Genomic DNA, 25,422 nt, shown 5'->3' on the forward strand with positions numbered 1-25,422 from the left:
GAATTCTAGGATAATGAGACATAATGTAAAGATTTCTGTCACCTCATTTTTTTAAGTTTGACAAAAATGAGAAGGATTCATTCAAAGGCCGAGTCAAATCCATCGGCATAGGCACGTAGGTTGTCATAGGAGTAAATCCCAGTGTTGTGGTAATCACTCCAAACCAAAGAAAGCGCATACCTGCCCACTTTGGTCCAGGAAATCAGTTGGATGGATTGGATGTGCCCAGTTGCCTGCCCTACTTTGCCCCCATGGCCTCCGCGACAGGTGGCACAAGGGCATTTTTTGCGCAGGTCTAACAAGGAGTATTTGCTTGAGGCACCATCCTTCCATTGGATCATCAGAAACTGATCGTCAAATTGTATGTCTTTCGGAATGGTTGCGAGTTGGTTTTGGATCATTACGGTTTTACTGGTAGTTTCCATTTTTTCTTTTGGAATTGGCCAACTACCGTACCATATTGGACTTTCTCTCCTAGTACTAGGTTCGGAGAAATTTCCATACTCTCGTTTTCGAAGACAAGGATTACCGTTGATCCCATTTCGAAACGCCCCATTTCACTACCCTTGTCTATGAAAATGGAAACATCTTTGTATTCGTGTTCTTTGGAAAAACGAATCCAATTGTTTGTGACAATTTTATTGTCATAGGTCACTCGTATTTTTCCTACGTTGGAAGCTCCTACTTTGATGACAGCGATTTTTCCATACTCTGTTTGTAGGAAAGTAATCAGACGTTCATTCTTTGGGAATAGCCCACGAATGTTTAAAACTGCCAAATCGTTCACTGGAAATAACTTTCCTGGTTCATAATAATAACCTAAAATTTGTCCATAGAAAGGGGAGTGGATACGGTGATAGTCCTGAGGTGACAGATAGAACGTTATGTACTTTCCATTTGTAAAGGATTTATAGTACTTCTCTGAGCCTATCAATTCCTTAACAGAATAATCGATACCTTTTGCTTGGATAATGGTTGACTCGTTTATGTTTCCGAAGCTTGTAATTTTGGAATCCGTGGGGGAAACGATGGCATTTTCCGCTGAATCAATGATCCTAGCCTCGGCACGCAAAGCCCGAGTAAAGAACTGATTTAAGGAAGCATATTCTTGGATCTCTAGCTCTGCTTCATCAAGATTGATCTTATAGGCTTTAGCAAAGGCTTTTAAGATAATAATCATCATAAAACGAGGAAGTTTGAGAGTAGAGAAGTAACCAAACAATTTGGAAATCAGGTTTTTGGGAAGGATAGTGAGAAAGAGAAGATAGATATCTTTGATGATCTCATACCTTGCACCTGATTCCGAAATGTATTTTTTTAATTCAAATTTTGCCTGCTTTGCCAATAAAATGAGTGCTATTAGCAATGGAATCGAGGTAATCAAAGCCATCGTGTATCCAAATCGCATGGCAAATAAGAGAACTGGTTCTCCTTGCGTTTGGTAAAAATAAGCTGAGATCAGAACGGATCCGAAAAATAAGATTCGGAAAAAATTGGCAAATTTTTCTCCAAAGATATAAAAGGCACTTTGTTCCCCAGTATAAAACCAACCTGCCAAACCTAAAATACCAAATAATAGAATGGAAAGGAAAAGGAGCAAGGCCCCCAATGAGTCTTTGTTTTCTAAGACTCGAGAAGGAAATTCTAAAACAGTCTCTATATTGACTGCCCCATAGGAGTAGAGCACATAACCAACTAATGTTGCTAAAATAAATCCTTCGCAGAAAGTTGCAAACATACTCACCAAACCTTGTTTGGCTGCATAATCAGTGCGCACCACCCCAGCAACGCCTGCTGACTTTCCCACACCTGCTTCCGTTGATAAGAGAAAGGAGCCCACAGATACAGAAATGGTTCTTAAAATTCCAAATAAACCAGCTCCTCCAATGGCAGGCAATGAAAATGCTTCTACAAAAATTTGTTTGAGATAGGAGAAGAATGGTGCGAGATCTTGCCCAAATAACATAACATAGGCGAAAATAAAACTCAATATCCCTATTGGAGCGATCAAGGTAGCCGCGCGGCCTATTCTTCTGATCCCCCCAATGACAATGAAAAGCAAACAAACCGCAAATGAAATAGGACCTGTCATGCCAGAGAAATTCAAACCATCTCTTGCGATGAAACTCAAGGTTAAGAAGGGAAAGACACCACCAAAACTCAAAACGGTCAAGATGGCAGTAATGGAAAATCCTATTGCCAACCATTTTGCCCTCAGAGATTTTTCGATAAAGTACATAGGCCCGGAAAGATAACGCCCGCTAGGTAGTTGATTCCGAAATTTGATGGCGAGAGTCGAAGAAACCAGACGAAGTGGCATGATCAAAAATGAGGTGACCCAGATCCAGAAAATAGTGCCAATGCCACCATAAGCTACGGCAAGGGCTGTGCCCAATAAAGTACCGGTGAGAAGTGAAGAACCTATCCCTGCAAAGAATGCTTGGGAGTGCACCAATTGGCCTTTGGAGCCTTTGAAATCCATATTCCCGGTAAGGATTTTCAGTGAAAGGAAGAGGTAGCGAATTTGGGGAAACCCAAGGCGAAAGCTCAAGATAAGGCCAGTGACCACAACCAAATAAAAGTAAGGACTGATCACGTCGGATCCTAAGACAAAAGAGAACTTTGAATCGCTTTGAAAGAATGTTTCCATAAGATATGTTCCTCACAAAATTGGATGAAAGCCGCATGTCAAGACCGATTGTCCGAAAAATCTATTGCTACGCACTTGGTCTTCTTTTGCCCTTCACCAGCATAGATGCAAACCCTTGGGAATTGGGATTTCGCTATGGCCAAGGATTCCGAGTGCCTGGTCGATTTGATTCGAACCTGAATGGATTTTCTTCCAGCTTTGATCCAACAGTTTTATCGGATGTCACAGTCTCAGGAGGAAAGGGTACGGCAACGTATGAGGCTCTTCTCCGATACTCTATAGACTCAGAATCAAAAATAAGTTTTGTCTTGGGAAGACAAGACCTCTCAACCTTAACCATCAATGAACTGACAACGGATCGATTTGCAACACAACTGAAAAATGATATCTTCTCCTACCATTTACTTGTGATGTATCATTTTGTTTACCGTCTACCACGAGGGATGGAGTGGGAAAATGGATTAGGTTTAGGTTTTGTTTCTGCTGATTGGCAAATCAGAGGATATAGTGGCGGTGGGAATTCTTCTACATCACTCTTTAACCAAAGAGGAAATCTAAGAGGGAGCGGATTGGGATATCGCCTAGAGACAGCCATCAATCTCCCGTTAGTTGACAATAATTACTTTCAGATTGGAATAGGATACCACCATATAGCAATCCCTAATTTTTCAGGGAATTACAATGGTGAAACCTCTAGTTTTTATTTGGGTTCTGAAGGCAGAGTTGGCGTATTCGATAATACAAGGGTACTCGATGCAAATGTAAGTACGGATCAGTTCTTGCGAAGGTTAGATTTAAGTTCTGGATCTTGGAACTTGTATTTTTCGGTCTTACATCGGTTTTTAGATTGACATTGCCTCTTTCTAGCTAAAATTCTGAAGAAAGATTCGTATGAAACCCGCCAAAATCATCACCATAGGCATAAAAGAACTCTCCCATCAAAAAGTAATCTTAGCAGCCTGGTACAATTTTCTGAAAGAGAGCTATGATCAGAAAAAACTTTCTGGCGAAGAATTCACAGACTTTCTAAAAGCCCATGTGATGTATGATCTCGATAAAGACCAAATTGAATTGATGTTGAGTGGCACCGAACCACTGTTAGAAGAGTTTAAAAAATCTATTTTTGGATGAACCTTCAAATCTTCGGCACTAAGAAGTGCAAAGAAACCAAAAAAACTCAATTATTTTTCCAAGAACGTCGGATTCCCTTTCAATTCATCAATCTAGCCGAAAAAGAAATGAGCAAAGGAGAACTGCGCTCCATTCTAGGTTCCGTAAAACTTGATGATTTGATTGATACCGAATCGAAAGTATACGAAGAGAAAAATCTAAAGTATATGCTATATGACAAAGAAGAGGCACTTTTGAACAATCCTCTTCTCATCAAAACTCCTGTTGTCAGAGATGGAAAACGTGCAACCATTGGATACCAGCCAGATGTCTGGAAAACATGGATTTCTGAGGCAAAAAAATAATGATTTTGACAGAGAAAGAAATCTTTATCCAACAAAGTCCCGAAAAGGTATTTTCCTATCTATACGACCTAAATACCATGCCCAACTACAATGCGAGTGTGAAGTCTGTAAAGGCACTCGATAGCAGTGGTGCTACTCTCCCCCAGTATGAAATTGAAATCAACTTTGGATTTTTTTCGTTAAAGGAAAAATACTCCATAACGGAAGTGAAAGCGAACGAGTATTTCACCGCACAATTGAAACATACTGGTCTACAATTTGAAGATCGTTATGAGATCATTGCGAAAGATAGTGGGACTTTACTGAAAGTAAAGGATATTATGGAACTGAAAGGTTTACTTGTGTTTAGCGAACCATTGGTGAAAGGTAATTTGAGCTCTCAGATGTGGGAAAACATGTTGAGGCTCAAATCGAATTTAGAGTCTACTTAGTATCTTTCCCTTCGTTTTTTGATTTTACCCATTTTACCACTTCAGGCAAGGAACCCAAAGAAGAGTGAATGCGATGCATTTCAAGTGCGGGTCTTGCAGGGATACCAAAATAAGCTGTTTTCTCTTTTGAATCTTCTGTAAGACCAGAAAGTCCCATCAATATAGATCCTTTTTTCATTGTTAGGTGTTCTGCAACAGCTGACTGCCCTGCTAAGATACATCCGTCCTCAATGGTGACCGACCCAGCTAGCACAGTGGCTCCTGCAATATAAACATAGTTTCCAACTCGACAGTTGTGGCCTACATGCACGTGGTCATCAAATTTTGTAAAATTACCTATTGTAGTCTCCTCTAAGGCGGCTCGGTCAACCGTACAGTTTGCACCCATCTCTACATCGTCACCAACAACTACGTTTCCTATTTGTGGCACCTTATAGCGAGTGCCTTTATAATCATAAAATCCAAACCCATCTGCGCCAATCACTGTATTGGAATGGATAAGATTGTTTTTCCCTAATTTACAGTTGTAGTATATAACCACTCCCGATTTTAAAACGGTGTTTTCGCCAATCTCAACTCCAGGTTCTAAAACAACATGAGGGTAAATCACACAACGATCCCCGACCACAACGCCTTCTTGAATGACAGCGAAGTCCATGATGATGACGTCTTTGCCTATCTTCGCACTTGGATGGATACTTGCTTTTTCAGAGATTCTAGCTTCGTATTTCGGAAGTCTCTCAAACAAGGAGATGGTTTCGATAAACTTTACTTTGGAGGAGTCTTCAGGGACAATGATTGCATTGGGAAATAGATCCGCTAAACTTTCGATGGTGAGTGCGATTTGGACATCCTTATGTTTAGGCAATTTGTTTATGTATTTTTTGGAAGCTATGTAATATACCGAGGTAGGATGTACGGGAGAATGGTGCTCTAAATCCTTGATTCCTGTGATCTCCAAATCCCCATTGCCTTTCCAGTTGGCTCCTAATTTTTCAGCTAATGATTGCAGACGCATATTCCGATTCACTCCATCAGATTTCCCTAAAAAGGAGACATATTGATTCGACATTTTTTCCATAAGCTCTTACTAAGGCAACGTCATTATCCGAAAATTGATATGTGAACCAAATCGTGAAACTATCTCTGTTTGCTCTCTCTATCTTCTTATTTGTATCTTACAAAGTTAGTTATGGAATAGTTTCTTTAAGTGCCCAGGAAATCGATCCTAACCTTACCAAAAAGTGGACTAGGGCCCAAGAAGAGCGGAAAGGAGTTATATTTTTTACAAAAGGAAGCTTTCGGATCGCTGATTCACATTTAGGGCATTTGCAATCTATCGCTATCTACTTATTGGAACATCCCAAAAGCCTACTATACACGAGAGGCCATGCTTGGCAGGAAGGAACTTCCCAACAGATGTGGAACTTGAGCGAATCCAGGACAAAGGAAATCGAAAGATTCATGGAAATCCATGGTGTTCCTGAGAGACAAATCAGAAGTTTGTTTTATGGGGATACAAGGCCTTTGCAAAATCTCCAATTGGTTGGCGATGTAAGTTTGCTGAGAAGAGTGGAGTACGAAATCATAGAACAATGATTTGTTGCTCAATGAAGTAATTCAAATCACTCTCCTCATCTAGGTCTGAGAGCATAGGCAAAACATATACACTTTTGTTTTGTGAATTTAATCTTTCCATTGTGATCGAAAAAACAAGATTTGTAGACCATGGAACGTCAATAAACAAAATGGGAACCATTTCTTTCATTCCGAGCAAATAATACCCTCCATCCTTTGCGGGACCTATCACTACGTCATATTGATTGAGAGAGCGAAAGGCATTGTCTATAATTTCGTTCGTAATTTCCGGACAGTCTGTACCTATAATACATACGGATCTAGCTTTTTTTAGTTCATTTTGAAATGCAGACTCCATCTTTTGTCCTAAATCTCCTTGTATCTGCACTGCATAAGGAAATTCAGTGCCAAGTCCCAAAGAGTCTTCGGGTATTTCACCTTCCCAATAGAGTATACTCTTTTGTCTGATACTTTGCATCAAACCAAAGGTAATCTGTAAAAGTTGTCGGTAGATAGACAGAGTTACTTCCTCACCTAAGGTTTTTGCCAATCTGGTTTTGACAGTCCCTAAGATGGGTTTTTTTGCAAATACAATGAGCGATTCATCCATATAAATATTCCAAACAAACTTAATTTAAAGAGAGTGAAACTAAAAACCATGTCTTCCATTTGTTTAGCATACTGGAAATAGGAAGCCATACCGAAGATACTTAAAACGAACAAAGGAATGATCTGGCTTCTGGCTAAAATGAGAATTCCATATAAGGGGATGAGATACCAGGGGTGGATAACAGGAGAAAAGAAAGTAAAGAGGGAGAGACCCAATAATACAACCTGTTGTAAATTGAACCCTTTCTTGCACAAAATCCACAGAAAGGTGATACTAGCGATAGAAAGGGAAAGGCTACCAGAGAGATACTCTAGATTTCCTATGAGGTGCAGCGGCCAATACACCAACTCTTCCAAAATCGAATGGAAACGAAAGGAGTGAAAGAATAAACCCAATCCACTTTCTCCTTGGGCCTTTATATTTTGGAAAAGGCTAAACCAAAGAAGGCAAAGTGAAAGCAGAAGTACAAAGATTGACTTAGCTCTTTCTCTTGCATTTCCTAGGAACAAAACACCTGGTATTAAAAATCCTAAACTAACTTTGATTTGTAACAATAAGGGAAATAGAAAGCGAAAATCTTGGTAACGTAAACAAAGGAGAAGGAAAAAAAAGACAATAGGATCTGGATGGATGGCATATATGCCTTCATAAAGAAGTAAGGGAGAAAAACAAAATATAGAATAGAGTTCTCTTGGAAGATGCCAAGTACGCAGAAGAAGCAGATTCCCTAGCTCAAACAACATCAGAATAACCCGCAAAACAAAGATTTGACCCTCTAAAGAATGAGAACTAAAGATCCAAGGTATTGTAAACCAACCTTGTAATGCGATCGGATACACACTATGATAGTCCCTACTGTTCATCTGGGAGTACAGGAGTTGAAATAGATTCTCTTCGTTCCCAAAATATGTATTCTGAATGGATAGTGAAGGAGGAGAGACAAAAGGAGAAATACCCTTTGCCATGAGCCCTCCATCCCATAAAAACCTAAAATAATCATCAGATAATTTTGGTTCCGGGATCATAAGCAGAACACGTAAAAAGATAGCCCAAACCATGAGCTCTGAGCTCGTCTTTTTGTTACTTTGTTTCCAAAGTAAATAAAAAAATAAATGCGTAATCAGAATCCATACTAGTACAGATGTTATACTCTCTCTCTGGAGATTCACTCCATAGAAAAATACCAAACAAGAATACAAAAATGCAGTCACACCAAACATTATGGTCTTTTTGGACGATCCCAAAGAGTCAGATAAAAAAAAGTATAAAGAATTTTGATTCCGACACGAAGTGCCATCAGAATTGTTCCTGAAATCTTGGATACACCAAACCGACGTTTGAAATAAGTGACAGGGATCTCAATTACTTTCATATTGTACTGTAGCGCCCTGATTTGCATCTCCACATTCCAACCCCAAGTTCTGTCTTTTAAACCCATTTGTAAAAGAGAACTATATCTAATGATCCTCATGGGCCCGAGATCTGTGAATTTTCTCCGGTAGAATACATAAATGAGAAAACAGGTTAGGTGATTTCCAAACCTTTGCAAAAATGACAAAGAACCCTTTTCTGCTTTGCCTAAGATTCTAGAACCAATCACAAGATCACAGTCTGCTTTTGTGAATACAGACAATAAATCCTGAACAGAGTTTGTATCGTCGGAACCATCACCATCAATAATTAGCAAAAAAGTAGGATATAGACCAGAGGCTTTGATCTCGCCAAGTGCTTTCAAAATTGCAGCTCCGTAACCCAATTTTGGTTCAAAATGTACGGTGGCTGCGAAAGATTTTGCAATTTGAGAAGAGCGATCAGTAGAGCCGTTGTCAATGACCCATATTTGATTGGGAGAAAAGAGTTGGAGGTTTAATAGATTTTGAAGGACAAGAAGTAAGTTTTCTTCTTCATTGCGAACTGGGATAACAACGATACCATCACTCACCTCTTCGTTTCTCATTCTCCAGAAAAATGCTCTCCAAAGATTTGTCTTTTCTTTTTTGAGACTCTAGGTCCCATTCACTTTCTACAATGTTAGAACTTTGTGGATAGTATTCTTTCATGTTTTTGACTTTAATCTTATATGGATCTGGCACATTTTCAAAAGTTGCCTCCATGTATTTTCTAGTCTGGTCAGAAAGTCTAACGTGAGTTAATCTAAAAATTATCTTTTTGGCTTCCTTGGGAATCTCTTCCTGCCAAGAACGTGTTTCTTTTGGTTTCAACCTATTGTCACTTTTTAACTTTGCGACAGGTGACCATTCCCAAATTTGGCCGATTCTCTTTTCCACTTTTTGTATCTCTACATTAGATGAATCGAAAAAAACCATTTCCAATTTGAAAAATCGTTCAGGGTCACCTGAGGGAATGTAGTGACCCGCTGATTCATTTTTATATGTGATTTGGATTTTGTTTCCATCCCTCTGCCAACCCAACAAACGAAATCCTGGTTGGTAACCATTTTTCAATTGGTGAGAGTATAAAGAGAATTGTTTTGGTATACCACCTCCCACAAAACCATGGATATGTGATTCTTTTGCGGATTTACCAAGTTCTTTCTTTACAAATGACCGATACTTTGTCGGCATATGACAGGAAACACAATCCTTTTCAGGAAAGTACTTTTTTGCTTCCTGCAACTCTTTCCCAGTTTGGAAGTAACAAACCAAACTTGCTTCTAATGTATAAGTTTGGTTATGGCAATCATAACATCGTTTCCGAAGTGCTTCCTTATTTACCTTAACTGGGTGCATGGCATCCGTTTTACCATTTGCACCTAGGACATAACTTTCACCATTTTCATCACTTCTCACATGGCATGTAGCGCAAGTAACAGCCTCTGCTTTCATCACAGGATCAAATTGTGGGTTTGCGATTTCTTTTGGTAGGTGGATATTTCCCTGCCGTAATCCTTCCACAAGAAACTCTCTTTGGTTTCCGACTGGGATATGACAGTTCAAACAAAGCCATGCAGGAGAGCTTTCTTTTGCCAATTCTGATTGGAATTGTAGATCTGATAGAGCATTGGCATGGGTTGAAGTTTTCCACTCCTCGTAGATTTGGCTGTGGCATTTCCCACAGTTCTCCGCACGAACTAAGCCAACGCCTTTCAGTGGTGCCAGATTGGGGATTGTCTTTGTCCAAACTTGGTTGGGAATGAGGGTATCCACAGACACTATTTGGTTTTGTAGGTAGAAAAAGTAAGCAATGATAAAAATACAAATAAAGCAAAAAAATGCAATAAAGAAATAGCGCCGCATTTGTTTCACTATTTATCGATCACCAATGGATAGTCTGACTCAGGTTTGGCGGACCACTCCCACATAGAACCAGCATAATTTTTTGCCTTGTAACCGTAACTGACTAGAACAGCCGTACTAAAACCCGATCTGACTCCTCCCGTACAATAAGAAACTACTTCTTGCCCTTTTTTATACCCTAAGCGATACAATAGATCCTTTATCTCTGAATCTGGTTTGATAAATCCTTTTGCATTGAGAAAAGACTTATAGTAAAGCCATTGTGCGCCAGGTATATGTCCTCCTCGCCTTTCCCCGTAGGGCGTATCTCCTAAATATTCTCTTTTCTCACGAACATCTAACACAAAATAATGGTTTGTCTTTTGTTGTATACTTTTCTGCAATTCAGCGGCTTCTATCGATTCTTGCACAGGCACGAAGTTTGCCGAAGAAAGTGAGGGCTTTGTTTGGTTAAGTTTCTCCTCTTTTCTCTCTGCCCATTTCAAAAAAAACCGCACGCCCCCATCCACCAAAAAAGCATTCGAATAACCAAAGGTACGCAAACTCCAAACAAGTCTTCCCTCCTCCCCCCAGCCAGCCAAAGGGTCTCCTAGGACCAGAAGAGTATGTTTTGTTTGGATTCCCTTTCCCTTTAGAAAATCCACAGCCAAGTTTTGGGGCTTCAGCTTCCCCGCATTTGGTTCTTCAGTTAGCGAGAGATCCTCCCAGGCAAGAGGAATGGAATCTGGCAGCCGGGTACTCAGCCTTAAATGGACCGCACGCGCATCAAGAAGGAGAGCTCCTTTGGACCGCAGGGCCGCTGCCTGTTTGGGAGATACAATCCAGGATCTTTGTAGGTCCCATTCTCTCGTTTCCTCTTGGTTTGTTTGGGCGCTAAGGCCCCATTGAACCCAGAGAAACGCCAGTACTGTGAGGGATGCTATGTTTGCCTTCATTTGATTCCTCTAATTAGACTCACTCCAAGAATCCAAGGCCTTTCCGTCAATAAAATAAACTTTTCCTCTGCAAAATTGAATTTTTCTTGCCTTGCCACGACATGCTGGAGACTAAGACAGAGGAAACTATATGAAAATTGGATTTTACCCGGATGTAGTGAATGAGAACGCAACACGAATCGTGGCCAGCACCGTAGTTGTTTTGGGCCTATTGACCATTGGTCTCCCCAATTGGATCAGCTTAGGCATACTTTTCTATGGCTTTACCGCTCGTGTTCTCTATGGACCCAAGTTTGAGCCCTTTGCCTACATAGTCTCACAGATCTTAGTTCCTAAATGGAAGATTCCTTTTAAGCCAACTGCTGGACCGCCCAAACGATTTGCACAATTGATCGGCTTTCTTTTTGTTCTCACAGCTGGTTCCCTTTTTTTCGCCAATCAAACGTTTTATTTCCGCCTTACAATGAGTATTCTCGTGTTTTTTGCCTCCTTAGAAGCGTTTGTTGGTTTCTGTGCTGGCTGTTTTTTCTTTGCTATTTTGATGAAGATAGGTCTAATACCTGAAGATGTTTGTGAAAAATGCAACAACCTTAACTTCAACAAGTGAGTATTGTAAAGGAGTTCATAGTTCCCAAACACCGTGTTTATTTTTATTCATTTTTTCTCCTAAGCATTAGCCTTCTCTTTGGCAATCAAAGGGTATCGGTGCAAATCGGTATCCTTTGGTTTTTGTTCTTTCTTCTCTGCCTCCAAGTTCTCCATCAGTATACATTCCAAACTGAGATCAACCTTTCTAAATATGAATGCATTTTACTCTTTTCCCTTCTCTATCTCGTCAGATTTATATTTTGCTTTGCTCCCGCCTTTTGGGAAGACGATTGGGCACGTTATCTTTGGGAAGGCAATTTGATTTTAAAGAACGATTCACCTTATCTTCGTTCGCCTGAATTTTTCTTTCAGAATCAAACATTCCCTATCTCCCCAGAAGAAGAATCCATCCTTTCCCAAATCAACCATCCAGATTGGACAAGTATCTATTCACCTGGTATCAATCTCTATTTTGCCTTGCTTTCGTTTCTCTCTCCTCTCTCCTTTATTGTATTCAAAGCATCTTATCTTTTCTTCGATCTCATCATTTGTTTTCTAATCTGGAAGGTAAGAGGAATCTGGTTTGCACTTTCATTTGCAGCATTACCTATACTCACAAAAGAAGTGTACCTAAACGGACACTTTGAACTAATTGGACTTACTTTTTTTGCAATGAGTCTTTATTGGATCCGTGAGAAGCCCCGCGCGATCTCCTTTTTTTGTCTAGGCATCGCCACTCATTGCAAGTTATGGTTTGGCATTGCTTTGCCCTTTTATTTGTGTTTCCACTCGGAACACAAGGACCCTAAGGAAAACATCTGGAAAATCTTAAAGTTGAGTATCTATTTTTTGCTTGGATATCTGTCTTTTTTCTTTCTAGCAGAACTCTTTCAACTTAAAGGAAGTGCCTTATCCATTCGAAACCTAATTCTCTTTACCAGGGAATTTCAATTCAATTCCATCGCAGTCACCCTAGTAAAATTCTGCAATCTTCCAAATGAAAACTTAATTTTACTTTTGTTAGTTGTATTCGCCATACTAGCCGAACTTTATTTCTATCGGAAGTCTAGCTGGGAGCATCTCCTACAGACTCTCACGCGATCCTTCCTACTGTTTTTTGTGCTCTCGCCTGTTGTGAATGCCTGGTATTGCCTTGCCTTTCTCCCACTCTTCTACTTCCAAAAAGAAATCCCGAGAGCGAATCAATGGATTTTATTTGTTTGGCAATGTGCGTATTTGACCTACCAAAATTTGCCCTATGCTCAGACTGGAATCTCGCACGGATTTTATGAGGTTCCAACCGCCGTTATTTTAATCGAATATACCATTATTTTAGGCATTTTCTTTCACTTTAATGACAATAAATCTATTTTAATTGACAAAACATCTAATATATTGAATAAATCCAAATATGAGCGAAACCAAGGAGATCGATGAGTTACTCACGGCCATACTAGGCTCCACCATTAAAAAAAGACGGCAGGAGTTGGGCTATTCAATGGAAAAATTAGCTCAGTTGAGTGCGATTAGCAGGAGTATGTTGGGGCTAATCGAGTCGGGCAAAACCACTCCAAGCGTAGGCATCCTTTGGAAACTCTCTCGTTCTCTCCGTACTCCGATTGCGGACCTCGTTCCCGAAACGAGAACCCTTTCCCCTAAGTTAATCAAATGGAAGGAAAGCAAAGTCCTCACTCCACAGTCCAAAGTAGGCTTACAAATCCGTGACCTCAGCCAAGAAAAAATGGGGCGATTGGCAGTTTACCATTTGAGCATCCCGCAAGGTAAACACTTACTTCCCTCTGCCTTTGAAGCAAAGGTTGACCAAAGCATTGTGGTCCTAGATGGTGAAGTGGAATTTTTGCATAATGCAAAGGTATACCACTTAGAAGCGGGAGATCGATTGGTCCTCAACACGTTTGAGCCTGTTTCCTTCCAGGTTGCCAAACAGGAACAAGCAAATCTACTCTGGATCTCGCCACTGTCTCCCTCCGATGAAAGACGGGCATAGTACAATAAACTGTCCTGTGGATGCAAATAGTATCCAATATAACCCGCAAATACTTCGCTATATTAAATAATTTGTCCTCAATAACGGATATTTTCCGAAAATTGCCCCAGAGAGCCTGGTTTTGGCTCCTGAAGGAGCATCCTATGCGACAATTAACCACAAGCATCCTTGCCCTCTTTTTGGTTTGGGCAAATGTATTCTCATGCAAACAAGATTCAAAAGACGATTTGGCACAAAACGTGCTATTAGCGGCACTTCTAACTTCGACACGAATTAGTACAGCAGCAGATCTTACGACCGAATCCAGCGTAAACTATGACGATAACCAGTTTGGTTTAGTAACTTCGACGAGAGTGAAGTCCTGGATCGACAATTGGGCGGCAAACAAACCATCTGGCATCACAGGAAACTTAGTGATCATCGTCTTCAACCCAAATGGAAGTTACACACGCCAGTATTTGAAACCAGCTGCGGGCGTTAATGTCTTTGATTGGACTAGCTCTGTTTTCAGCTCCACTGACCGATTTGCTTACCGTGCAGCTAGGGACAACGGTATCATCAATGATCCTAATGCTCTCCCCACAGGTGCTATCACTGATGAAATTCTACAAACTTACGGTATCGATGCGAGCAAAGACTTAATCGTCTTCGCAGCTGGACATGACTCTGGCTTGGGGACCAATGCTTCTCCTAGAGGATCCGTCTACCAAAACTTACACCGAGGCATCTATTGGCTACGGTATTGGGGAGTGGACCGAAAGAACTTAGCAGTGTTAAACGGTGCTTTTGACGCAAATGGTGACTTCCCTGCTTCTTATTTAACAACTAGTAGCTCAGAACTCACAAGCCCCACTAAAGGAAGTTTTTCCCTAAAATCACTGCGATCAGTAGACAACTCTGTCCTTGTACAACCTCTCGAGAATATCATTAGTTTCGTGAAAAATGGTACCTCACATAACATATACGGAATTTCGAGTTCGGTGCTGTTTGCTGATGCAAGGCACAATACTACAACTACAGCAGCAGAATTCACAGGAAACCCTGTGACAAGTACATCAGGCCCAAGTGGAGCGGCTCTCTTTGCTGGCCATATCAAAGGATCTAAATTCACACCATGGCCTGTTGTTGTGGACCAAACCACTGGAAAATTTAAATCAAAAGATGAATTGGTGAGCCTCTGGGATGATTTTACAAAGTTTAACTCAGTTAACCAATCAGGTGATGGCTTTAAAACTGGCCAAACTATTGTGCACTATTGCAGAACTAATGCTCGTTCCATGGTAACAGGACTTAGCGCTTTTCTTATTTTAGGAAAACCAAGTGTGTTCTATGAAAACTCTTTCATTGAGTGGTCTGCTCTGAGTGCAAATCACACAAATACTGCTCTCAGAACACTTCCTGCGGGACATGTATATGCTACAGACACAAATGAACTGACTGAAAGTGGATACAACACTCCAGGACCTGTTTACAATAACTCAGCTTCCTTGAGCCAATACTCTGTTTTCCGGATTAACCAGGAGGCAACCACCACTCGGAAGAATTTGGATGAGGATAGAGCATATAAGTTTCAATAGAAGCTAGAATTCCTTGATACACTGGCCTCTCGTGATCGCGAGAGGTTTTTTCAAGGAACATTATATATAGATATTAAAAAAACAAGGAATAGATCATGAATCGCATTTTTTACATTATTTTTTCTCTTTTTGTCATACACTCAATTGCATTTGCATCTGGTGGATTTAGTGGAGGAGGTGTAGGGCAAGTTACTCAGGCCAAGGATAGAGAAAAATTCCATCTCGGCAAAGCAATTTATAACTTAGAAACAGAGTTAGGTCAAGTTGATCCGAACAAAGTGAACGCCCAAACTGAAAAATTGGAATTTCTCCAAGGAGCGCTGCCAAACAGCGAAAAGAAAAGAGTCAATCTCCTTGACTTAGCCGGAAAATTAACTGATGAACAAATCCAGGCATTAGAATATTTCATAAGTGTTCGCTTTAACGTAAAGTTGGATAAGTAAAATGGCTTTATTAAAAAAACTTATCCCTATTTCATTCGTTTTTTTCAGCCTTCCGATTCTTTCTCAGACAGTATGGGCACCATACCAGAGGCAGTTATGGGTGAGGCCTATTTTTACGCATTCCGAATACAATTCTGCCTATTTGGCGAAGTCTTTTGCCAAATATGATGATAACGTAAGGATCACGGCGGGTTCTCTTGCACTCGAATATGGAATCACTGACCGACTCACTGTAGATTTTTTCTCTGGATTCGGAAAGTTAGGAAGACATAGAATTTTTGATCGTTACGCGGGTTTGCAACAAACACCTGAAGTACCGGACCGGTATGGTGTTTTGGATAGCAGGCTTGGCTTACGATACAAAATCGTCGATGAGTATGATTCAAAGTATCGATGGATGCCCACCTTGTCCGTGCGAGTCGGTGCCATCAAAAAAGGTGATTATGATAGAAATCCTCAATCACTGGGCGATGGCGCAAGTGGAGGTGAAGTCACACTTTACTATGCAAAAGACTTTGATATCTGGGGATTGGGTATCTTGGGAGATGTTGCATATCGTAAGAGAGAGTCTCCTGTTCCAGATGATATCCTCTACTATTCAGCCATTTACAAAAGATTTTTGGAATCCTTTTTCTTAACTATTGGAGGAAGAGGCCAAATCGGACAGGGTGGATATGCATATGCAGACCCCAGACAGGCCCCACCTTACAACTATTACAATCTCACCACTCAAGATTTGATTCCAGGCCTAAATCTTACAGATTTATGGATTCGGGACCAGAGACCCGCTTGGGGGAGAAAAGAGACCTTTCATAATCTTGAAATTGGATTGGGGTATTCAGATTCCTTCGGTAACTTTTACAATCTTTTCTATTCAGAGACATATGCTGGATATAACACAGCTAAGCTGAAAACAATTGGTTTTGCAGTAAACCTACCTTTCAATATCTAAAGGATTTTTTATGAAAAATTTATTTAAACCAGTATACATTGTTCTTATATTGAGTTTGGTTTTAGGTGAATGTAAAAATCCTAAAAACTATGATTTCGTACCTGCTTTTTTGAAACTTGTCCCAATTTTTGTGAAAACCAATACGGCGGAGGAGCTAAGTTTTAGTTCTGCAGATTCGTATGATGATAATTCATTTGGTCTAATTTCATTTCGAAAACTAAACCAAATTGTAAATAACTGGGACAAAACGAAAATCAATCAATTGAATGGGAAGGTGGTCGTATTACAAATTGATACCACTGGAACCTCAAATGGATTTTTTATTCCGAGTAGTGCCCAAAGACAGGTCTATTCCTACTATGTATATATAAATCCAAATGCAGTAAGCACGGGGATTTTTGGACAGTCGCGGAACAATGGAGTTTTAGAAACCGAACTCATTGTACCAGAAGGTAGAGTCGTAGATAATTTTTTAGGCGAGTATGGAATCAACCCTGCCCAGGACTATATAGTGATTGCAGCAGATAGTTCCAACCAAGATTCCTTTTTATATTCTCTCAGGCTCTACTATACCTTACGGTATTGGGGTCTAGACAAAAAGAATATAGCTTTTTTGAATGGCTCAGTTCGACAAGGAGTCCAACTGGGAGAAATTACGGCTAGCACAAGTCAAAATCGCGAGATCAAGCAAAGCTTTGCCAGTTTAAAATCTTTGTATACGGACAATACAATCTTACAAGCTACAGTCGGCGATATCTACCATGCCATTTCCAATGGCACAACTACGTTTGAAAATGTGACTAGCATTCCGGCAAACGGAATACAGTTTGTGGATGCGAGGTCAAGCCAGGAGTATTCACCTTCCACTACCACAGGAATCACCGTGCCGAATCGTTCCAGAACCTGTCCGATTGGTTCAAATTGTAAAGTACCCTTTGAAGGAAGGATCCGAGGAGCAAAAAGACTGGAGTGGAGCGAGTTGTTGGTAAGTTCTTCGACAAATGATTTCCGATTTAAAACAAAAGCAGAAATCAAACAAACCTTTCAGTTACGTGGCGTTTCAGAAACACAGACGATCATTGCCTATTGTGATCGGGGATTGCGATCCAACGCAATTTTCTTTGCGGCAGGTGCTATCCTTGGGATTCCAGTGCGACTCTACGATGCCTCATGGATTGAATGGAGTTCCCTTGCCTTTGATGAAAATGGTGATGGTTGGTCCAATCTCAGTGGAAGCTCACCCTGGAGATCAGATCGTAGTGGTCGAACAGAAGGCCTCACTACCACTACTCCAAGCAATGCGATCATACGCTTAAGCTTCCAAACGGCGAGTGCATTTTCTTCTTCATCCTACAAAACAAGGGAAGCAGATAAACTCTATCTGAGAACAGTTGGTAGTGGTAGCTCTTCTGGAGGTGGTGGATCCTCTGGATCTGGTGCAAGTGGTGGTGGTGGAAATGCCTGTGGAGGTTAAGGCCTCCGCATCACTTTCTTATTTCTGTTTAATTGTTGAAAGTTCGGCTAAAACAGTGAATTCTTCTTTAGGATGATATTTCTGATTTAGAAATATCATCGAATCTATGTTTGCTGATATGGTAAAACAATTCTTTAAATATATTTGCTTTGCCTGTTTTTTAGCAATGATTGGATGCGGTGGCTCTACTTTTTTGGAGAAACATTGGAAGTTTCCCCTAGAGGAACAGGGGCCACCTCCCAAACATTTTACTGCCTTAGAAAAGGAACTTGGTGCTAATGCCTGTGGTAACTGCCACCAAAAACAATTCCAAACATGGTCGGCAAGCCTCCATTCAAAATCTGTGGGAGGAGGCTTACGTTGGCAAATGCCTTCCTTAGGGAAAGAAAAAGCAAAAGATTGCCTTTCTTGTCACAGCCCTCTCATGGAAACAAAACAATTGGTCTTGATGCAAGAAGGTTTGGAAACCATGTATCCAGAATCTTGGAAGACCGTCTTTCTTCCAGGTAAAGAACAAAATCTGGGGATCCAGTGCGCAAGTTGTCATGTTAGAAAAAATATCCGCTATGGACCTCCTCCCACAAAACAAAAAATAGATAATAATTCTCTTCCACACAATGGTTTCAAAGCCCAAGTAGAATTTGAATCTTCTCTCTTTTGCAAATCTTGTCATGAAAGTCCTGAAAGTTCAATGCGGATCAATGGCAAAGCAATGATGGAAACTTTTTCTGAATGGGAAAGTTCACACTTCGCCAAACAGGGCATTACATGCCAAAATTGTCATATGCCATCTCGAAACCATGAATGGAAAGGTATTCATGACCCATCCTATGTTCGGTCAGGAATAGAAACAAAATTTTTCGTTAAACAAAATCAAGAAGGCCTATTGTTGGAGGGTAGTTTAACTTCAATGGCAATAGGTCATAAATTTCCAAGTTATGCGGTACCGAAGATCTATCTGAAACTCTACCATTTACGGAGAAATGGTTCCAAAAAGCTTTTGGAGGAACAATTGATTGGTCGTCTTACAGATATTTTCCTTACAAAAGAATTCAGCGATACTCGATTGGAACCTGGTGAGACCATAAAAATCCGTTACCAATTGAAACGAGAGGAGTACCAAAAAGGAGATCAATTCGAATTTTTAATCAAAGTTTCACCCGATGAGTTGTATATTCGGATGTTCGAACACAATTTACAAAATGCAAACCAACTCGGACATTCTGAAACAGTACAAAGAACCCTCAGAGATTCTCTTGTTGAGAAACAAAACTCTGATTATATTCTTACTTCTTTGATTGAGCCAGTGCCTGATCAACCTCGGCAATGATATCATCTATGTGCTCTAAACCAACAGAAACCCGAATGAGACCAGGTAAAATACCAACTGCCAATCTTTCCTCCTCTTGCATCTTTGCATGAGTGGTGGAAGCAGGATGGGTGATCGTTGTCCTAGCATCGCCAAGGTTTGCTGTCAACGAGAACCATTTCAGTGCATCCAAGAATTTTCTTCCCCGTTCCACACCACCTTTCACTACAAAGGTGACAATTCCACCACCTAGGCGCATTTGTTTCTTTGCCAATGCATACTGTGGATGTGAGGGAAGGAAAGGATACTTTACTAGTTCTATTTCCGTATGTTTTTCAAGGAATTCCGCTAGCTTCAGAGCATTCTCCGAATGTTTTTCCATTCGAATAGAAAGAGTTTCCAAACTTTTGGAGATAACCCACGCATTCATTGGCGACAATGATGGGCCAGTTGCTCTTGCGATAAATCGAATTTCTTTGATCAAATCTGCTCGGCCAAGAACTGCACCTGCGATAACTCTACCTTGACCATCCAAAAACTTTGTACCAGAATGAACAACAAGGTCGGCACCCCACTCTGCTGGTCTCTGAAGGTAGGGAGTACAAAAACAATTGTCAACGATCAAGATAAGATTTCTTTTTTTACAAAATGCAGAAATCCATTCTAGATCAATGATATCTAAAGCAGGATTTGAAGGAGTTTCTATATATACTAATTTTGTATTTGGCTGAACGGCCTCTTCCCATTGTTTTTCATTTCCAATATCTGCATAGGAGACTCCTACCTGAAATCTTGAGAAGATAAGATTTAAAACTTGGTGGGTAGATCCAAACAGTGACCTGGATGCTACAATATGATCACCTGATTTCAGTAATGCGAACATTGAATTAAAGACTGCCGCCATCCCGGAAGCAAATGGCACACCGTCTTCCGTCTTTTCCAATTTAGCTAACTTCTGGATGAGTTCTGTCGTATTTGGATTGGAAAACCGAGAGTACATGTTGCCTTGTTTTTCCTCGGCAAAAATAGCCCTTGCATCTTCAGCACTATCAAACAGAAAGCTAGAGGTTAGAAAGAGAGGAGTCGAATGCTCCTTTTGTTCCGTTTTGGGAGTTTGGATGCGAACGGCATCAGTTTCAAAATGATCAAACATAACTCCCTCCAGGTTTTGGAACAGCCCTAGGATGACAGCCATTTTTTTAGATAATTTCTGCTATTCTAACACAAATCGTTCAATATAGCAGATATATTCAAAAAAACTTAATCAATTTTCAAGATTGCTCCATCTTGCAAGTGGATGCGCTTCCCTGCGGCTGCCGCGTAATCAGGATCATGGGTTACAAAGACAATTGTGGTTTTGTCTTCTTTGTTAATCTTGCGAAAGATTTCCATCACCTTATCTCCATTTGTTGTATCCAAATTTCCCGTTGGTTCGTCGGCAAAAAGTATGCTTGGTTTTTGGATGAGAGCTCTTGCAATAGCTGTTCTTTGCTGTTCGCCACCTGACATTTGATTTGGGAATTTGTCTCGGCAATGGGAAAGAGAAAATTCATCCATTAGATATTCTGCATATTCTGTTGCTTGTTTGAGCGTCATGGATTTACGGGCTGGCATGGTTATATTTTCGAGTGCAGATAACTCAGGTAAAAGGTAATGAAATTGAAATACAAACCCAAGGTCTTTGTTTCTCATCTCATGTTTTTCTATTTCTGATAAATCAGACCAAGACTTTCCTTTTATGAAGATCTTGCCTTGTGAAGGGCTATCCAAACCACTTAGGATGTACAATAAAGTTGATTTTCCAGAACCTGACTTGCCGATAAGAGCAGTAAATTCACCTTCCAAAATTTCCATAGATATATTTTGTAAAATTATTTGTGGGGGATCACCAAAGGATTTCTGAATAGATTCCGCTTGTAGGACAACAGACATCAAATTGTGCCTCTGATGATTTCAACGGGCGATAATTTACTCGCAAGCCTTGCGGGGATATAACTCGCGACCGTTGCACTTAGCATAGAAATACAAAATGCTTTCAAATAGATAAGCACATCCCAAGAAATTACCATCGTTCGAAGAACAGCCTTTGTTTCGCCTTTGCTATTTCCTAATGGAATACCCTCAATCATATAACAACCAAATGCGCCTAACAAGAGTCCCAAAATCCCACCAAGCAAACCTAATAATACTCCTTGGATTAAAAAGAGCATGATCGTATCTTTGCCATTAAATCCTATTGATCTTAGAATTGCGATCTCTCTTTTTTTCTGATTCACAACCATATTGAGTATATTGTAAATCCCAAATGCAACTACCAATATGATCGTAAAAGTAGTTGAGTTTCGTACGATATCTTGTGTTTTAAAGACGGATAGTATACTTTCATTTGCCTGGTCCCAACTTTCTACTTTATCTTTACTAATAAATGTCCAATCCTCTGCGATGTAGGAAGCTTCTCTCAAATTTTGGATTTTAACCAAAAGTTGAGAAACCTCTCCGCCAGATTGGGTAAGGTTTTGAACTGTAGAAAGTGAGGCATACGAAGAAACATCATCCACCAAACGATTACCAGTTTTAAGTTCTCCGATGATTTTAATGGGTGAAATTTTCCCCTTGGGAGAAAGAACTTGGATCGAATCACCCACTTTCCCACCCAATTTTGTAAGGATTCCCGAACCTAAAATGACCGAAGCACCGCCACGGCTAAGATCTTTGATTTTACATTCGAAAATATATGTTTCTAGATTAGTAACCTTGGTTTGTTTATTTGGATCGATTCCTATCAACCTAGCGGGAGAACTAGCCTTCCCATTTAAAAAAATGATTTCCCGACTTAGTTGAGGAGCATAGCCTACCACTCTTGGGTCATTGTCAAGTCTCTCCATCCATCCCATTATGTTTGTTAAACGTGTGTTGTCTGTTCGCCCAACAGGCGGTGTGATCCAGCGGATTTCCTTACCTTCAAAAAAAACATCTTCAAAAGTTTTTGCCGAAATCACTTCATCTTTAGGAGATATTTTAATTTGCCCGTCAGAGTTTACCAATTGCTCCATGATCACTTGCTGAAAGCCTAACATCATTCCAGAAAACATCACATAACCAGCGGTTCCCAAAAGAATGCCGAGTATGGTTAGAATGGTCTGCTGAGGCCTAGAAAGTATTTGTCGGATTGCCAAAAAGTACATATCATTCGATACCTAACACAACTTCATCATTCTCTTTCAAATCACCTTCCAATAATTCGCCAAACTCTGAATTGATAGCCCCAAGTTTTACGCTGACTTTTTCTTTTTTTCCATCTCGGTAACGAATCACCTTTCCCTTGGATATTGACTTAATTGGTACAAGTAAGACGTCTTTTTTATCGGCTACTTGGATGGCAACATCGGCTGTCATATCTGGTAATATACCATCGGGAAAAAGATCTGCATTGACGCGCACCATAAACTGTCCTTGGCTAGGATACACACGATCGACAATTCCTGAATAGGTATGTCCCCGCACCGATTCAAAACTAAATTGTACGATCTGCTTTGGGCGGATACGCATTGCGGATTCTTGGTCTAAAGAAACGAGTATATACAAATCATCCATATCCAAAATTTTCAGTATGGAAATACCAGGCATGACTAGTTCATCGTCTGACAAATTTAGGTTGGTAACTGTGCCCGAAAAAGGTGCACGAAAGATTATCCCCGAATCATTCTTGATCAAAGCCTCCCCTTTCTGAACACTTTTTCCTTCACTCACATAGATTTCTTTGATGGCGGCGGAGATTCCAAATTTTAGAGAGTATTCTTTCTCTGGTTTCACCGTTCCCAGAGCATAAACAACTTCCACAAGAGATCCCTTCTTGAGTACGATAGTTTCTTTTTTTGAGGATCGAAAGATGAGTAAGCTAAGGAGAAGGATACCTAAGATTCCAAATAGAACCAAAAGAGGTTTGGATTTCCAATTCATACTCCAAGAAGACTTTAATTTCCCTTTTGCGAATAGTGAAAAATTAACCCTTGGGAATATACTTAGGTTGATTATTGTCAATCAGATGCAGAAAAGTTTGATCTGTTTTGCTACTTATCTAAGTACAAAAACACATTCGGCTTCTTGGTTGGCTTTATGGATCACTTTATGTAATGTGACATCAACAAATTGCCCAATTTGAAGATAATTTGCAGAGGAAGACTCTTGTAAATAGCCCTTCAAATAATTGTCGGTCACCAAACGTCCGTCTGACTCAAGTATAGCTTCTGATTTTGTCCCAAGCATCTTTTGCGCATAGGAAAGATTAAGCCTAGAACTCAGATCCATAAGTTCTAAAACTCTCCTTTTTTTAACATCTCCCGGGATAGGGTCTCCCATTGCCTCAGCACTTGTCCCTCGGCGTACGGAATACGGAAACGCATGGATCTTTGCAAATTGTAGGTCAGTTAAAATACGTTTTGTATCTTCAAAGGCTTCCTCAGTTTCATTTGGAAAACCTACGATTACGTCTGTCCCTAAAAAAAGTCCGGGAATTTTTTCTTTTGCCTTTTCTATTCTTTGGATAAAGGATTGAGGGTGGTAGGTACGTTTCATAGATTTTAGCACATCTCTGTTTCCACTTTGGATGGGAACATGTAAGAATTTACAAAACCTGGGGTGTTGCATCAAATCAATCAAACCTTCACCTACATCAGGCGGTTCAATGGAAGACAAACGGATTCTTGAATACTCGAGTATCTTCAGAATATCTTCTAGAAGTTTGACAAAGCCTTTTTCTCCGGATGACAGCCTATACCAGCCCAAATTAACGCCCGTTAACTGAATTTCGCCAACACCATTATCTTGTAGATACTTAATTTGATCTAAAACATCATCGTAGTTACGACTGACACCAAGACCCCTTGCAGACGGGATTTTACAATAAGAACATTTTCGATTGCAGCCATCTTGGATTTTTAAGTAAGCTCGTGTATGTCCTTCAGGTAAAACGTTGGAATACGAAAATCGATCACCTATCAAAGATTCATTTACTTGGGCGCCATGAACGTCGGCTACAATCCGATCAGGTAAAATACTTTTTTGATGATTACCATATACAGCAGTGACACCTGGAATCGCTGAAATAATTTCTTTATCTGTCTCAGCATAACAACCTGTTACATACACTTTTGCACCAGGGTTGGTTCGAATTGCATTTCTGATGATATTTCTATTCTTTACGTCGGCTTTGTTGGTTACCGTGCAAGTATTCACGATAATAACATTTGCTTCTTCATTGGAATCTGCTAAGGAAAATCCCTTTTCTTTTAGAATTGAAAAAAGCCCATCTGTCTCGAAAAAATTGAGACGACATCCTAATGTATGAAATTTTATTTTCACGCCGAAGGAAGTGCTTTGATCCTTTTTTCGTTTTCTAAGATTGTAGGATCATCCTCTTTCAATTGTAAGGCCTTTTGGATGCATTGTTTTGCCTCCTCTAAATAGGAGACCGCATCCTTTTTTTTGCCCAATTTTAAGTTTTGGCGGTAAAGGGCTTCTTGGACGAGAGCGAGGTTATTCCAGATTCCGGAAGAAGAGTCATTGATGCTTGCCGCCCATCTTAAACTAACATCTGCTTTTTCATAACTTTTCAAAGAGTAATAGATTTTACCTTCTAACTCAAGGAATCGTACATCGTTGGGATGATTAGCCTTTGCTTTTTCTATTTGCGATAGAGCGGTTTTACCTGCTCCTTTTTCTGCCAAAGCAAGAGCGTAAAAATACCTCATCTCCGCATTGTTTGGATAGGTAGGAATGAACTTTTCACAGAGTTCTATGAGTGCCTTCCATTTTTGAAATTTTGCAAGGATTCCGAGCAAATTGGCCGCGAGGTTTTCATCCTCTGGCTTCCTCTTTCTGGCTTCCTGGATAAAATTATATGCATTTTCATAATCATTTAACTTTTCATAATTATAGGCAAGGAGAGCATAACTTTCGTAAGTCGCCTTACCTTGTTCTAAAAGACTCTTCAACAATTCAACTGATTTGCTGTAATTTTTTAGTTTGTATTCTTCCACCGCCTGAAAATAGGAAGAACCGCTAACGGTATTTTCTTGGGCAGGGAGTTGCGAACAGAATAGTACTGCAACAATAAGGGCTAATATATGTTTCATA

General features: G+C 40.2%; 27 protein-coding genes. 13 read left to right on the top strand and 14 right to left on the bottom strand.

Annotated features, from left to right (window positions below; all coding sequences use genetic code 11):
• Positions 1 to 77: 77 nt before the first annotated feature.
• Complete coding sequence (locus tag DI060_RS11140) at positions 78 to 401, bottom strand: DUF971 domain-containing protein (RefSeq protein WP_108976593.1); 324 nt, start codon at positions 399 to 401, stop codon at positions 78 to 80.
• The gene (gene asd / locus DI060_RS11145; protein WP_108976595.1) at positions 401 to 2,650 is read right to left on the bottom strand and encodes an archaetidylserine decarboxylase; all 2,250 of its coding nucleotides are present in this window, start codon (positions 2,648 to 2,650) and stop codon (positions 401 to 403) included. The genes DI060_RS11140 and asd overlap by 1 nt, the downstream gene beginning before the upstream one ends.
• A gap of 35 nt (positions 2,651 to 2,685) precedes the next feature.
• Here asd and DI060_RS11150 point away from each other — a divergent pair, with 35 nt between their 5' ends.
• From DI060_RS11150 to DI060_RS11165, 4 genes are read left to right on the top strand one after another with little or no spacing between them, the layout of a single operon-like run.
• The gene (locus tag DI060_RS11150; protein ID WP_108977112.1) at positions 2,686 to 3,501 is read left to right on the top strand and encodes an LIC_11366 family protein; all 816 of its coding nucleotides are present in this window, start codon (positions 2,686 to 2,688) and stop codon (positions 3,499 to 3,501) included.
• Positions 3,502 to 3,541: 40 nt separating this feature from the next.
• Complete coding sequence (locus DI060_RS11155) at positions 3,542 to 3,781, top strand: hypothetical protein (protein WP_108976597.1); 240 nt, start codon at positions 3,542 to 3,544, stop codon at positions 3,779 to 3,781.
• Positions 3,778 to 4,125, top strand: coding sequence for an arsenate reductase family protein (locus tag DI060_RS11160; protein WP_108976599.1), 348 nt, complete (start codon positions 3,778 to 3,780; stop codon positions 4,123 to 4,125). The genes DI060_RS11155 and DI060_RS11160 overlap by 4 nt, the downstream gene beginning before the upstream one ends.
• On the top strand, positions 4,125 to 4,556 hold the full coding sequence (locus tag DI060_RS11165; protein WP_108976601.1) for an SRPBCC family protein: 432 nt from the start codon (positions 4,125 to 4,127) through the stop codon (positions 4,554 to 4,556). Before DI060_RS11160 ends, DI060_RS11165 begins: the two co-directional genes overlap by 1 nt.
• Here DI060_RS11165 and lpxD read toward each other — a convergent pair.
• Positions 4,549 to 5,574, bottom strand: a complete 1,026-nt coding sequence (gene lpxD / locus DI060_RS11170; protein WP_108977114.1) for a UDP-3-O-(3-hydroxymyristoyl)glucosamine N-acyltransferase — start codon at positions 5,572 to 5,574, stop codon at positions 4,549 to 4,551. The two genes, DI060_RS11165 and lpxD, sit on opposite strands and share 8 nt — an antisense overlap.
• Positions 5,575 to 5,678: 104 nt before the next feature.
• On the opposite strand from lpxD, the gene DI060_RS11175 reads away from it, so the two are divergent.
• Positions 5,679 to 6,155, top strand: coding sequence for an OmpA family protein (locus DI060_RS11175; protein WP_108976603.1), 477 nt, complete (start codon positions 5,679 to 5,681; stop codon positions 6,153 to 6,155).
• Here DI060_RS11175 and DI060_RS11180 read toward each other — a convergent pair.
• The 5 genes from DI060_RS11180 to DI060_RS11200 are packed head-to-tail and all read right to left on the bottom strand — an operon-like array spanning position 6,142 to position 10,936.
• Positions 6,142 to 6,744 carry a TIGR04282 family arsenosugar biosynthesis glycosyltransferase gene (locus DI060_RS11180; protein WP_108976606.1) on the bottom strand — a complete coding sequence of 201 codons (603 nt, stop codon included), beginning with the start codon at positions 6,742 to 6,744 and terminating at the stop codon, positions 6,142 to 6,144. The genes DI060_RS11175 and DI060_RS11180 overlap by 14 nt on opposite strands.
• Entirely contained in the window at positions 6,702 to 7,964 is a 1,263-nt protein-coding gene (locus tag DI060_RS11185; protein ID WP_108976608.1) for a hypothetical protein, read from the bottom strand. The genes DI060_RS11180 and DI060_RS11185 overlap by 43 nt, the downstream gene beginning before the upstream one ends.
• Positions 7,964 to 8,701 (bottom strand): glycosyltransferase family 2 protein, encoded by a 738-nt coding sequence (locus DI060_RS11190; RefSeq protein ID WP_108976610.1) that lies wholly within the window; start codon positions 8,699 to 8,701, stop codon positions 7,964 to 7,966. The genes DI060_RS11185 and DI060_RS11190 overlap by 1 nt, the downstream gene beginning before the upstream one ends.
• Positions 8,679 to 10,001, bottom strand: coding sequence for a multiheme c-type cytochrome (locus tag DI060_RS11195; protein WP_108976612.1), 1,323 nt, complete (start codon positions 9,999 to 10,001; stop codon positions 8,679 to 8,681). Before DI060_RS11195 ends, DI060_RS11190 begins: the two co-directional genes overlap by 23 nt.
• A gap of 8 nt (positions 10,002 to 10,009) precedes the next feature.
• Complete coding sequence (locus tag DI060_RS11200) at positions 10,010 to 10,936, bottom strand: sulfurtransferase (protein ID WP_108976614.1); 927 nt, start codon at positions 10,934 to 10,936, stop codon at positions 10,010 to 10,012.
• 130 nt (positions 10,937 to 11,066) lie between these two features.
• Here DI060_RS11200 and DI060_RS11205 point away from each other — a divergent pair, with 130 nt between their 5' ends.
• The 8 genes from DI060_RS11205 to DI060_RS11240 all read left to right on the top strand — a co-directional run bounded on the left by DI060_RS11205 (position 11,067) and on the right by DI060_RS11240 (position 19,308).
• The gene (locus DI060_RS11205) at positions 11,067 to 11,543 is read left to right on the top strand and encodes a DUF4395 domain-containing protein (protein ID WP_108976616.1); all 477 of its coding nucleotides are present in this window, start codon (positions 11,067 to 11,069) and stop codon (positions 11,541 to 11,543) included.
• Positions 11,540 to 12,961, top strand: a complete 1,422-nt coding sequence (locus DI060_RS11210) for a hypothetical protein (protein ID WP_108976618.1) — start codon at positions 11,540 to 11,542, stop codon at positions 12,959 to 12,961. Before DI060_RS11205 ends, DI060_RS11210 begins: the two co-directional genes overlap by 4 nt.
• Entirely contained in the window at positions 12,936 to 13,532 is a 597-nt protein-coding gene (locus DI060_RS11215; protein WP_108976621.1) for a helix-turn-helix domain-containing protein, read from the top strand. The genes DI060_RS11210 and DI060_RS11215 overlap by 26 nt, the downstream gene beginning before the upstream one ends.
• A gap of 143 nt (positions 13,533 to 13,675) precedes the next feature.
• Positions 13,676 to 15,109 (top strand): sulfurtransferase, encoded by a 1,434-nt coding sequence (locus tag DI060_RS11220; RefSeq protein WP_108976623.1) that lies wholly within the window; start codon positions 13,676 to 13,678, stop codon positions 15,107 to 15,109.
• Between the two features lie 95 nt (positions 15,110 to 15,204).
• Positions 15,205 to 15,552, top strand: a complete 348-nt coding sequence (locus tag DI060_RS11225) for a hypothetical protein (protein ID WP_108976625.1) — start codon at positions 15,205 to 15,207, stop codon at positions 15,550 to 15,552.
• A 1-nt stretch (position 15,553) separates the two neighbouring features.
• On the top strand, positions 15,554 to 16,504 hold the full coding sequence (locus DI060_RS11230; protein WP_108976627.1) for a hypothetical protein: 951 nt from the start codon (positions 15,554 to 15,556) through the stop codon (positions 16,502 to 16,504).
• A gap of 10 nt (positions 16,505 to 16,514) precedes the next feature.
• Positions 16,515 to 17,978 (top strand): sulfurtransferase, encoded by a 1,464-nt coding sequence (locus DI060_RS11235; protein WP_108976629.1) that lies wholly within the window; start codon positions 16,515 to 16,517, stop codon positions 17,976 to 17,978.
• Between the two features lie 106 nt (positions 17,979 to 18,084).
• Positions 18,085 to 19,308 carry a multiheme c-type cytochrome gene (locus tag DI060_RS11240; protein ID WP_108976631.1) on the top strand — a complete coding sequence of 408 codons (1,224 nt, stop codon included), beginning with the start codon at positions 18,085 to 18,087 and terminating at the stop codon, positions 19,306 to 19,308.
• Here DI060_RS11240 and DI060_RS11245 read toward each other — a convergent pair.
• The 6 genes from DI060_RS11245 to DI060_RS11270 all read right to left on the bottom strand — a co-directional run bounded on the left by DI060_RS11245 (position 19,265) and on the right by DI060_RS11270 (position 25,421).
• A complete protein-coding gene (locus DI060_RS11245) occupies positions 19,265 to 20,440 on the bottom strand; it encodes a trans-sulfuration enzyme family protein (RefSeq protein WP_108977116.1) in 1,176 nt (391 codons plus the stop codon). The genes DI060_RS11240 and DI060_RS11245 overlap by 44 nt on opposite strands.
• 107 nt (positions 20,441 to 20,547) lie before the next feature.
• Complete coding sequence (locus tag DI060_RS11250) at positions 20,548 to 21,219, bottom strand: ABC transporter ATP-binding protein (protein ID WP_108976633.1); 672 nt, start codon at positions 21,217 to 21,219, stop codon at positions 20,548 to 20,550.
• A complete protein-coding gene (locus tag DI060_RS11255; protein WP_108976635.1) occupies positions 21,219 to 22,472 on the bottom strand; it encodes an ABC transporter permease in 1,254 nt (417 codons plus the stop codon). Before DI060_RS11255 ends, DI060_RS11250 begins: the two co-directional genes overlap by 1 nt.
• A 1-nt stretch (position 22,473) precedes the next feature.
• Positions 22,474 to 23,247, bottom strand: a complete 774-nt coding sequence (locus DI060_RS11260; protein WP_108976637.1) for an efflux RND transporter periplasmic adaptor subunit — start codon at positions 23,245 to 23,247, stop codon at positions 22,474 to 22,476.
• Between the two features lie 114 nt (positions 23,248 to 23,361).
• Positions 23,362 to 24,648, bottom strand: coding sequence for a tRNA (N(6)-L-threonylcarbamoyladenosine(37)-C(2))-methylthiotransferase MtaB (gene mtaB / locus DI060_RS11265; RefSeq protein WP_108976639.1), 1,287 nt, complete (start codon positions 24,646 to 24,648; stop codon positions 23,362 to 23,364).
• Positions 24,645 to 25,421, bottom strand: a complete 777-nt coding sequence (locus DI060_RS11270) for a tetratricopeptide repeat protein (protein WP_108976641.1) — start codon at positions 25,419 to 25,421, stop codon at positions 24,645 to 24,647. The genes mtaB and DI060_RS11270 overlap by 4 nt, the downstream gene beginning before the upstream one ends.
• Between the last annotated feature and the right edge of the window lies 1 nt (position 25,422).

The sequence above is a fragment of the Leptospira ryugenii genome, from assembly GCF_003114855.1.
In the GTDB taxonomy this organism is placed as follows: Bacteria; Spirochaetota; Leptospiria; order Leptospirales; family Leptospiraceae; genus Leptospira_A; species Leptospira_A ryugenii.

Excerpts from the sequence above, each read along its gene's own strand:
- DI060_RS11165 (WP_108976601.1), top strand. The coding sequence starts at position 4,125 with ATGATTTTGACAGAGAAAGAAATCTTTATCCAACAAAGTCCCGAAAAG.
- DI060_RS11155 (WP_108976597.1), top strand. The coding sequence starts at position 3,542 with ATGAAACCCGCCAAAATCATCACCATAGGCATAAAAGAACTCTCCCAT.
- DI060_RS11150 (WP_108977112.1), top strand. The coding sequence starts at position 2,686 with ATGTCAAGACCGATTGTCCGAAAAATCTATTGCTACGCACTTGGTCTT.
- DI060_RS11255 (WP_108976635.1), bottom strand. The coding sequence starts at position 22,472 with ATGTACTTTTTGGCAATCCGACAAATACTTTCTAGGCCTCAGCAGACC.
- DI060_RS11190 (WP_108976610.1), bottom strand. The coding sequence starts at position 8,701 with ATGAGAAACGAAGAGGTGAGTGATGGTATCGTTGTTATCCCAGTTCGC.
- DI060_RS11215 (WP_108976621.1), top strand. The coding sequence starts at position 12,936 with ATGAGCGAAACCAAGGAGATCGATGAGTTACTCACGGCCATACTAGGC.
- DI060_RS11230 (WP_108976627.1), top strand. The coding sequence starts at position 15,554 with ATGGCTTTATTAAAAAAACTTATCCCTATTTCATTCGTTTTTTTCAGC.
- DI060_RS11205 (WP_108976616.1), top strand. The coding sequence starts at position 11,067 with ATGAAAATTGGATTTTACCCGGATGTAGTGAATGAGAACGCAACACGA.
- DI060_RS11225 (WP_108976625.1), top strand. The coding sequence starts at position 15,205 with ATGAATCGCATTTTTTACATTATTTTTTCTCTTTTTGTCATACACTCA.
- DI060_RS11180 (WP_108976606.1), bottom strand. The coding sequence starts at position 6,744 with ATGGATGAATCGCTCATTGTATTTGCAAAAAAACCCATCTTAGGGACT.
- lpxD (WP_108977114.1), bottom strand. The coding sequence starts at position 5,574 with ATGCGTCTGCAATCATTAGCTGAAAAATTAGGAGCCAACTGGAAAGGC.
- asd (WP_108976595.1), bottom strand. The coding sequence starts at position 2,650 with ATGGAAACATTCTTTCAAAGCGATTCAAAGTTCTCTTTTGTCTTAGGA.
- DI060_RS11140 (WP_108976593.1), bottom strand. The coding sequence starts at position 401 with ATGATCCAAAACCAACTCGCAACCATTCCGAAAGACATACAATTTGAC.
- DI060_RS11235 (WP_108976629.1), top strand. The coding sequence starts at position 16,515 with ATGAAAAATTTATTTAAACCAGTATACATTGTTCTTATATTGAGTTTG.
- DI060_RS11240 (WP_108976631.1), top strand. The coding sequence starts at position 18,085 with ATGTTTGCTGATATGGTAAAACAATTCTTTAAATATATTTGCTTTGCC.
- DI060_RS11260 (WP_108976637.1), bottom strand. The coding sequence starts at position 23,247 with ATGAATTGGAAATCCAAACCTCTTTTGGTTCTATTTGGAATCTTAGGT.
- DI060_RS11270 (WP_108976641.1), bottom strand. The coding sequence starts at position 25,421 with ATGAAACATATATTAGCCCTTATTGTTGCAGTACTATTCTGTTCGCAA.
- DI060_RS11220 (WP_108976623.1), top strand. The coding sequence starts at position 13,676 with ATGCGACAATTAACCACAAGCATCCTTGCCCTCTTTTTGGTTTGGGCA.
- DI060_RS11160 (WP_108976599.1), top strand. The coding sequence starts at position 3,778 with ATGAACCTTCAAATCTTCGGCACTAAGAAGTGCAAAGAAACCAAAAAA.
- DI060_RS11195 (WP_108976612.1), bottom strand. The coding sequence starts at position 10,001 with ATGCGGCGCTATTTCTTTATTGCATTTTTTTGCTTTATTTGTATTTTT.
- DI060_RS11185 (WP_108976608.1), bottom strand. The coding sequence starts at position 7,964 with ATGTTTGGTGTGACTGCATTTTTGTATTCTTGTTTGGTATTTTTCTAT.
- DI060_RS11245 (WP_108977116.1), bottom strand. The coding sequence starts at position 20,440 with ATGTTTGATCATTTTGAAACTGATGCCGTTCGCATCCAAACTCCCAAA.
- DI060_RS11250 (WP_108976633.1), bottom strand. The coding sequence starts at position 21,219 with ATGTCTGTTGTCCTACAAGCGGAATCTATTCAGAAATCCTTTGGTGAT.
- DI060_RS11200 (WP_108976614.1), bottom strand. The coding sequence starts at position 10,936 with ATGAAGGCAAACATAGCATCCCTCACAGTACTGGCGTTTCTCTGGGTT.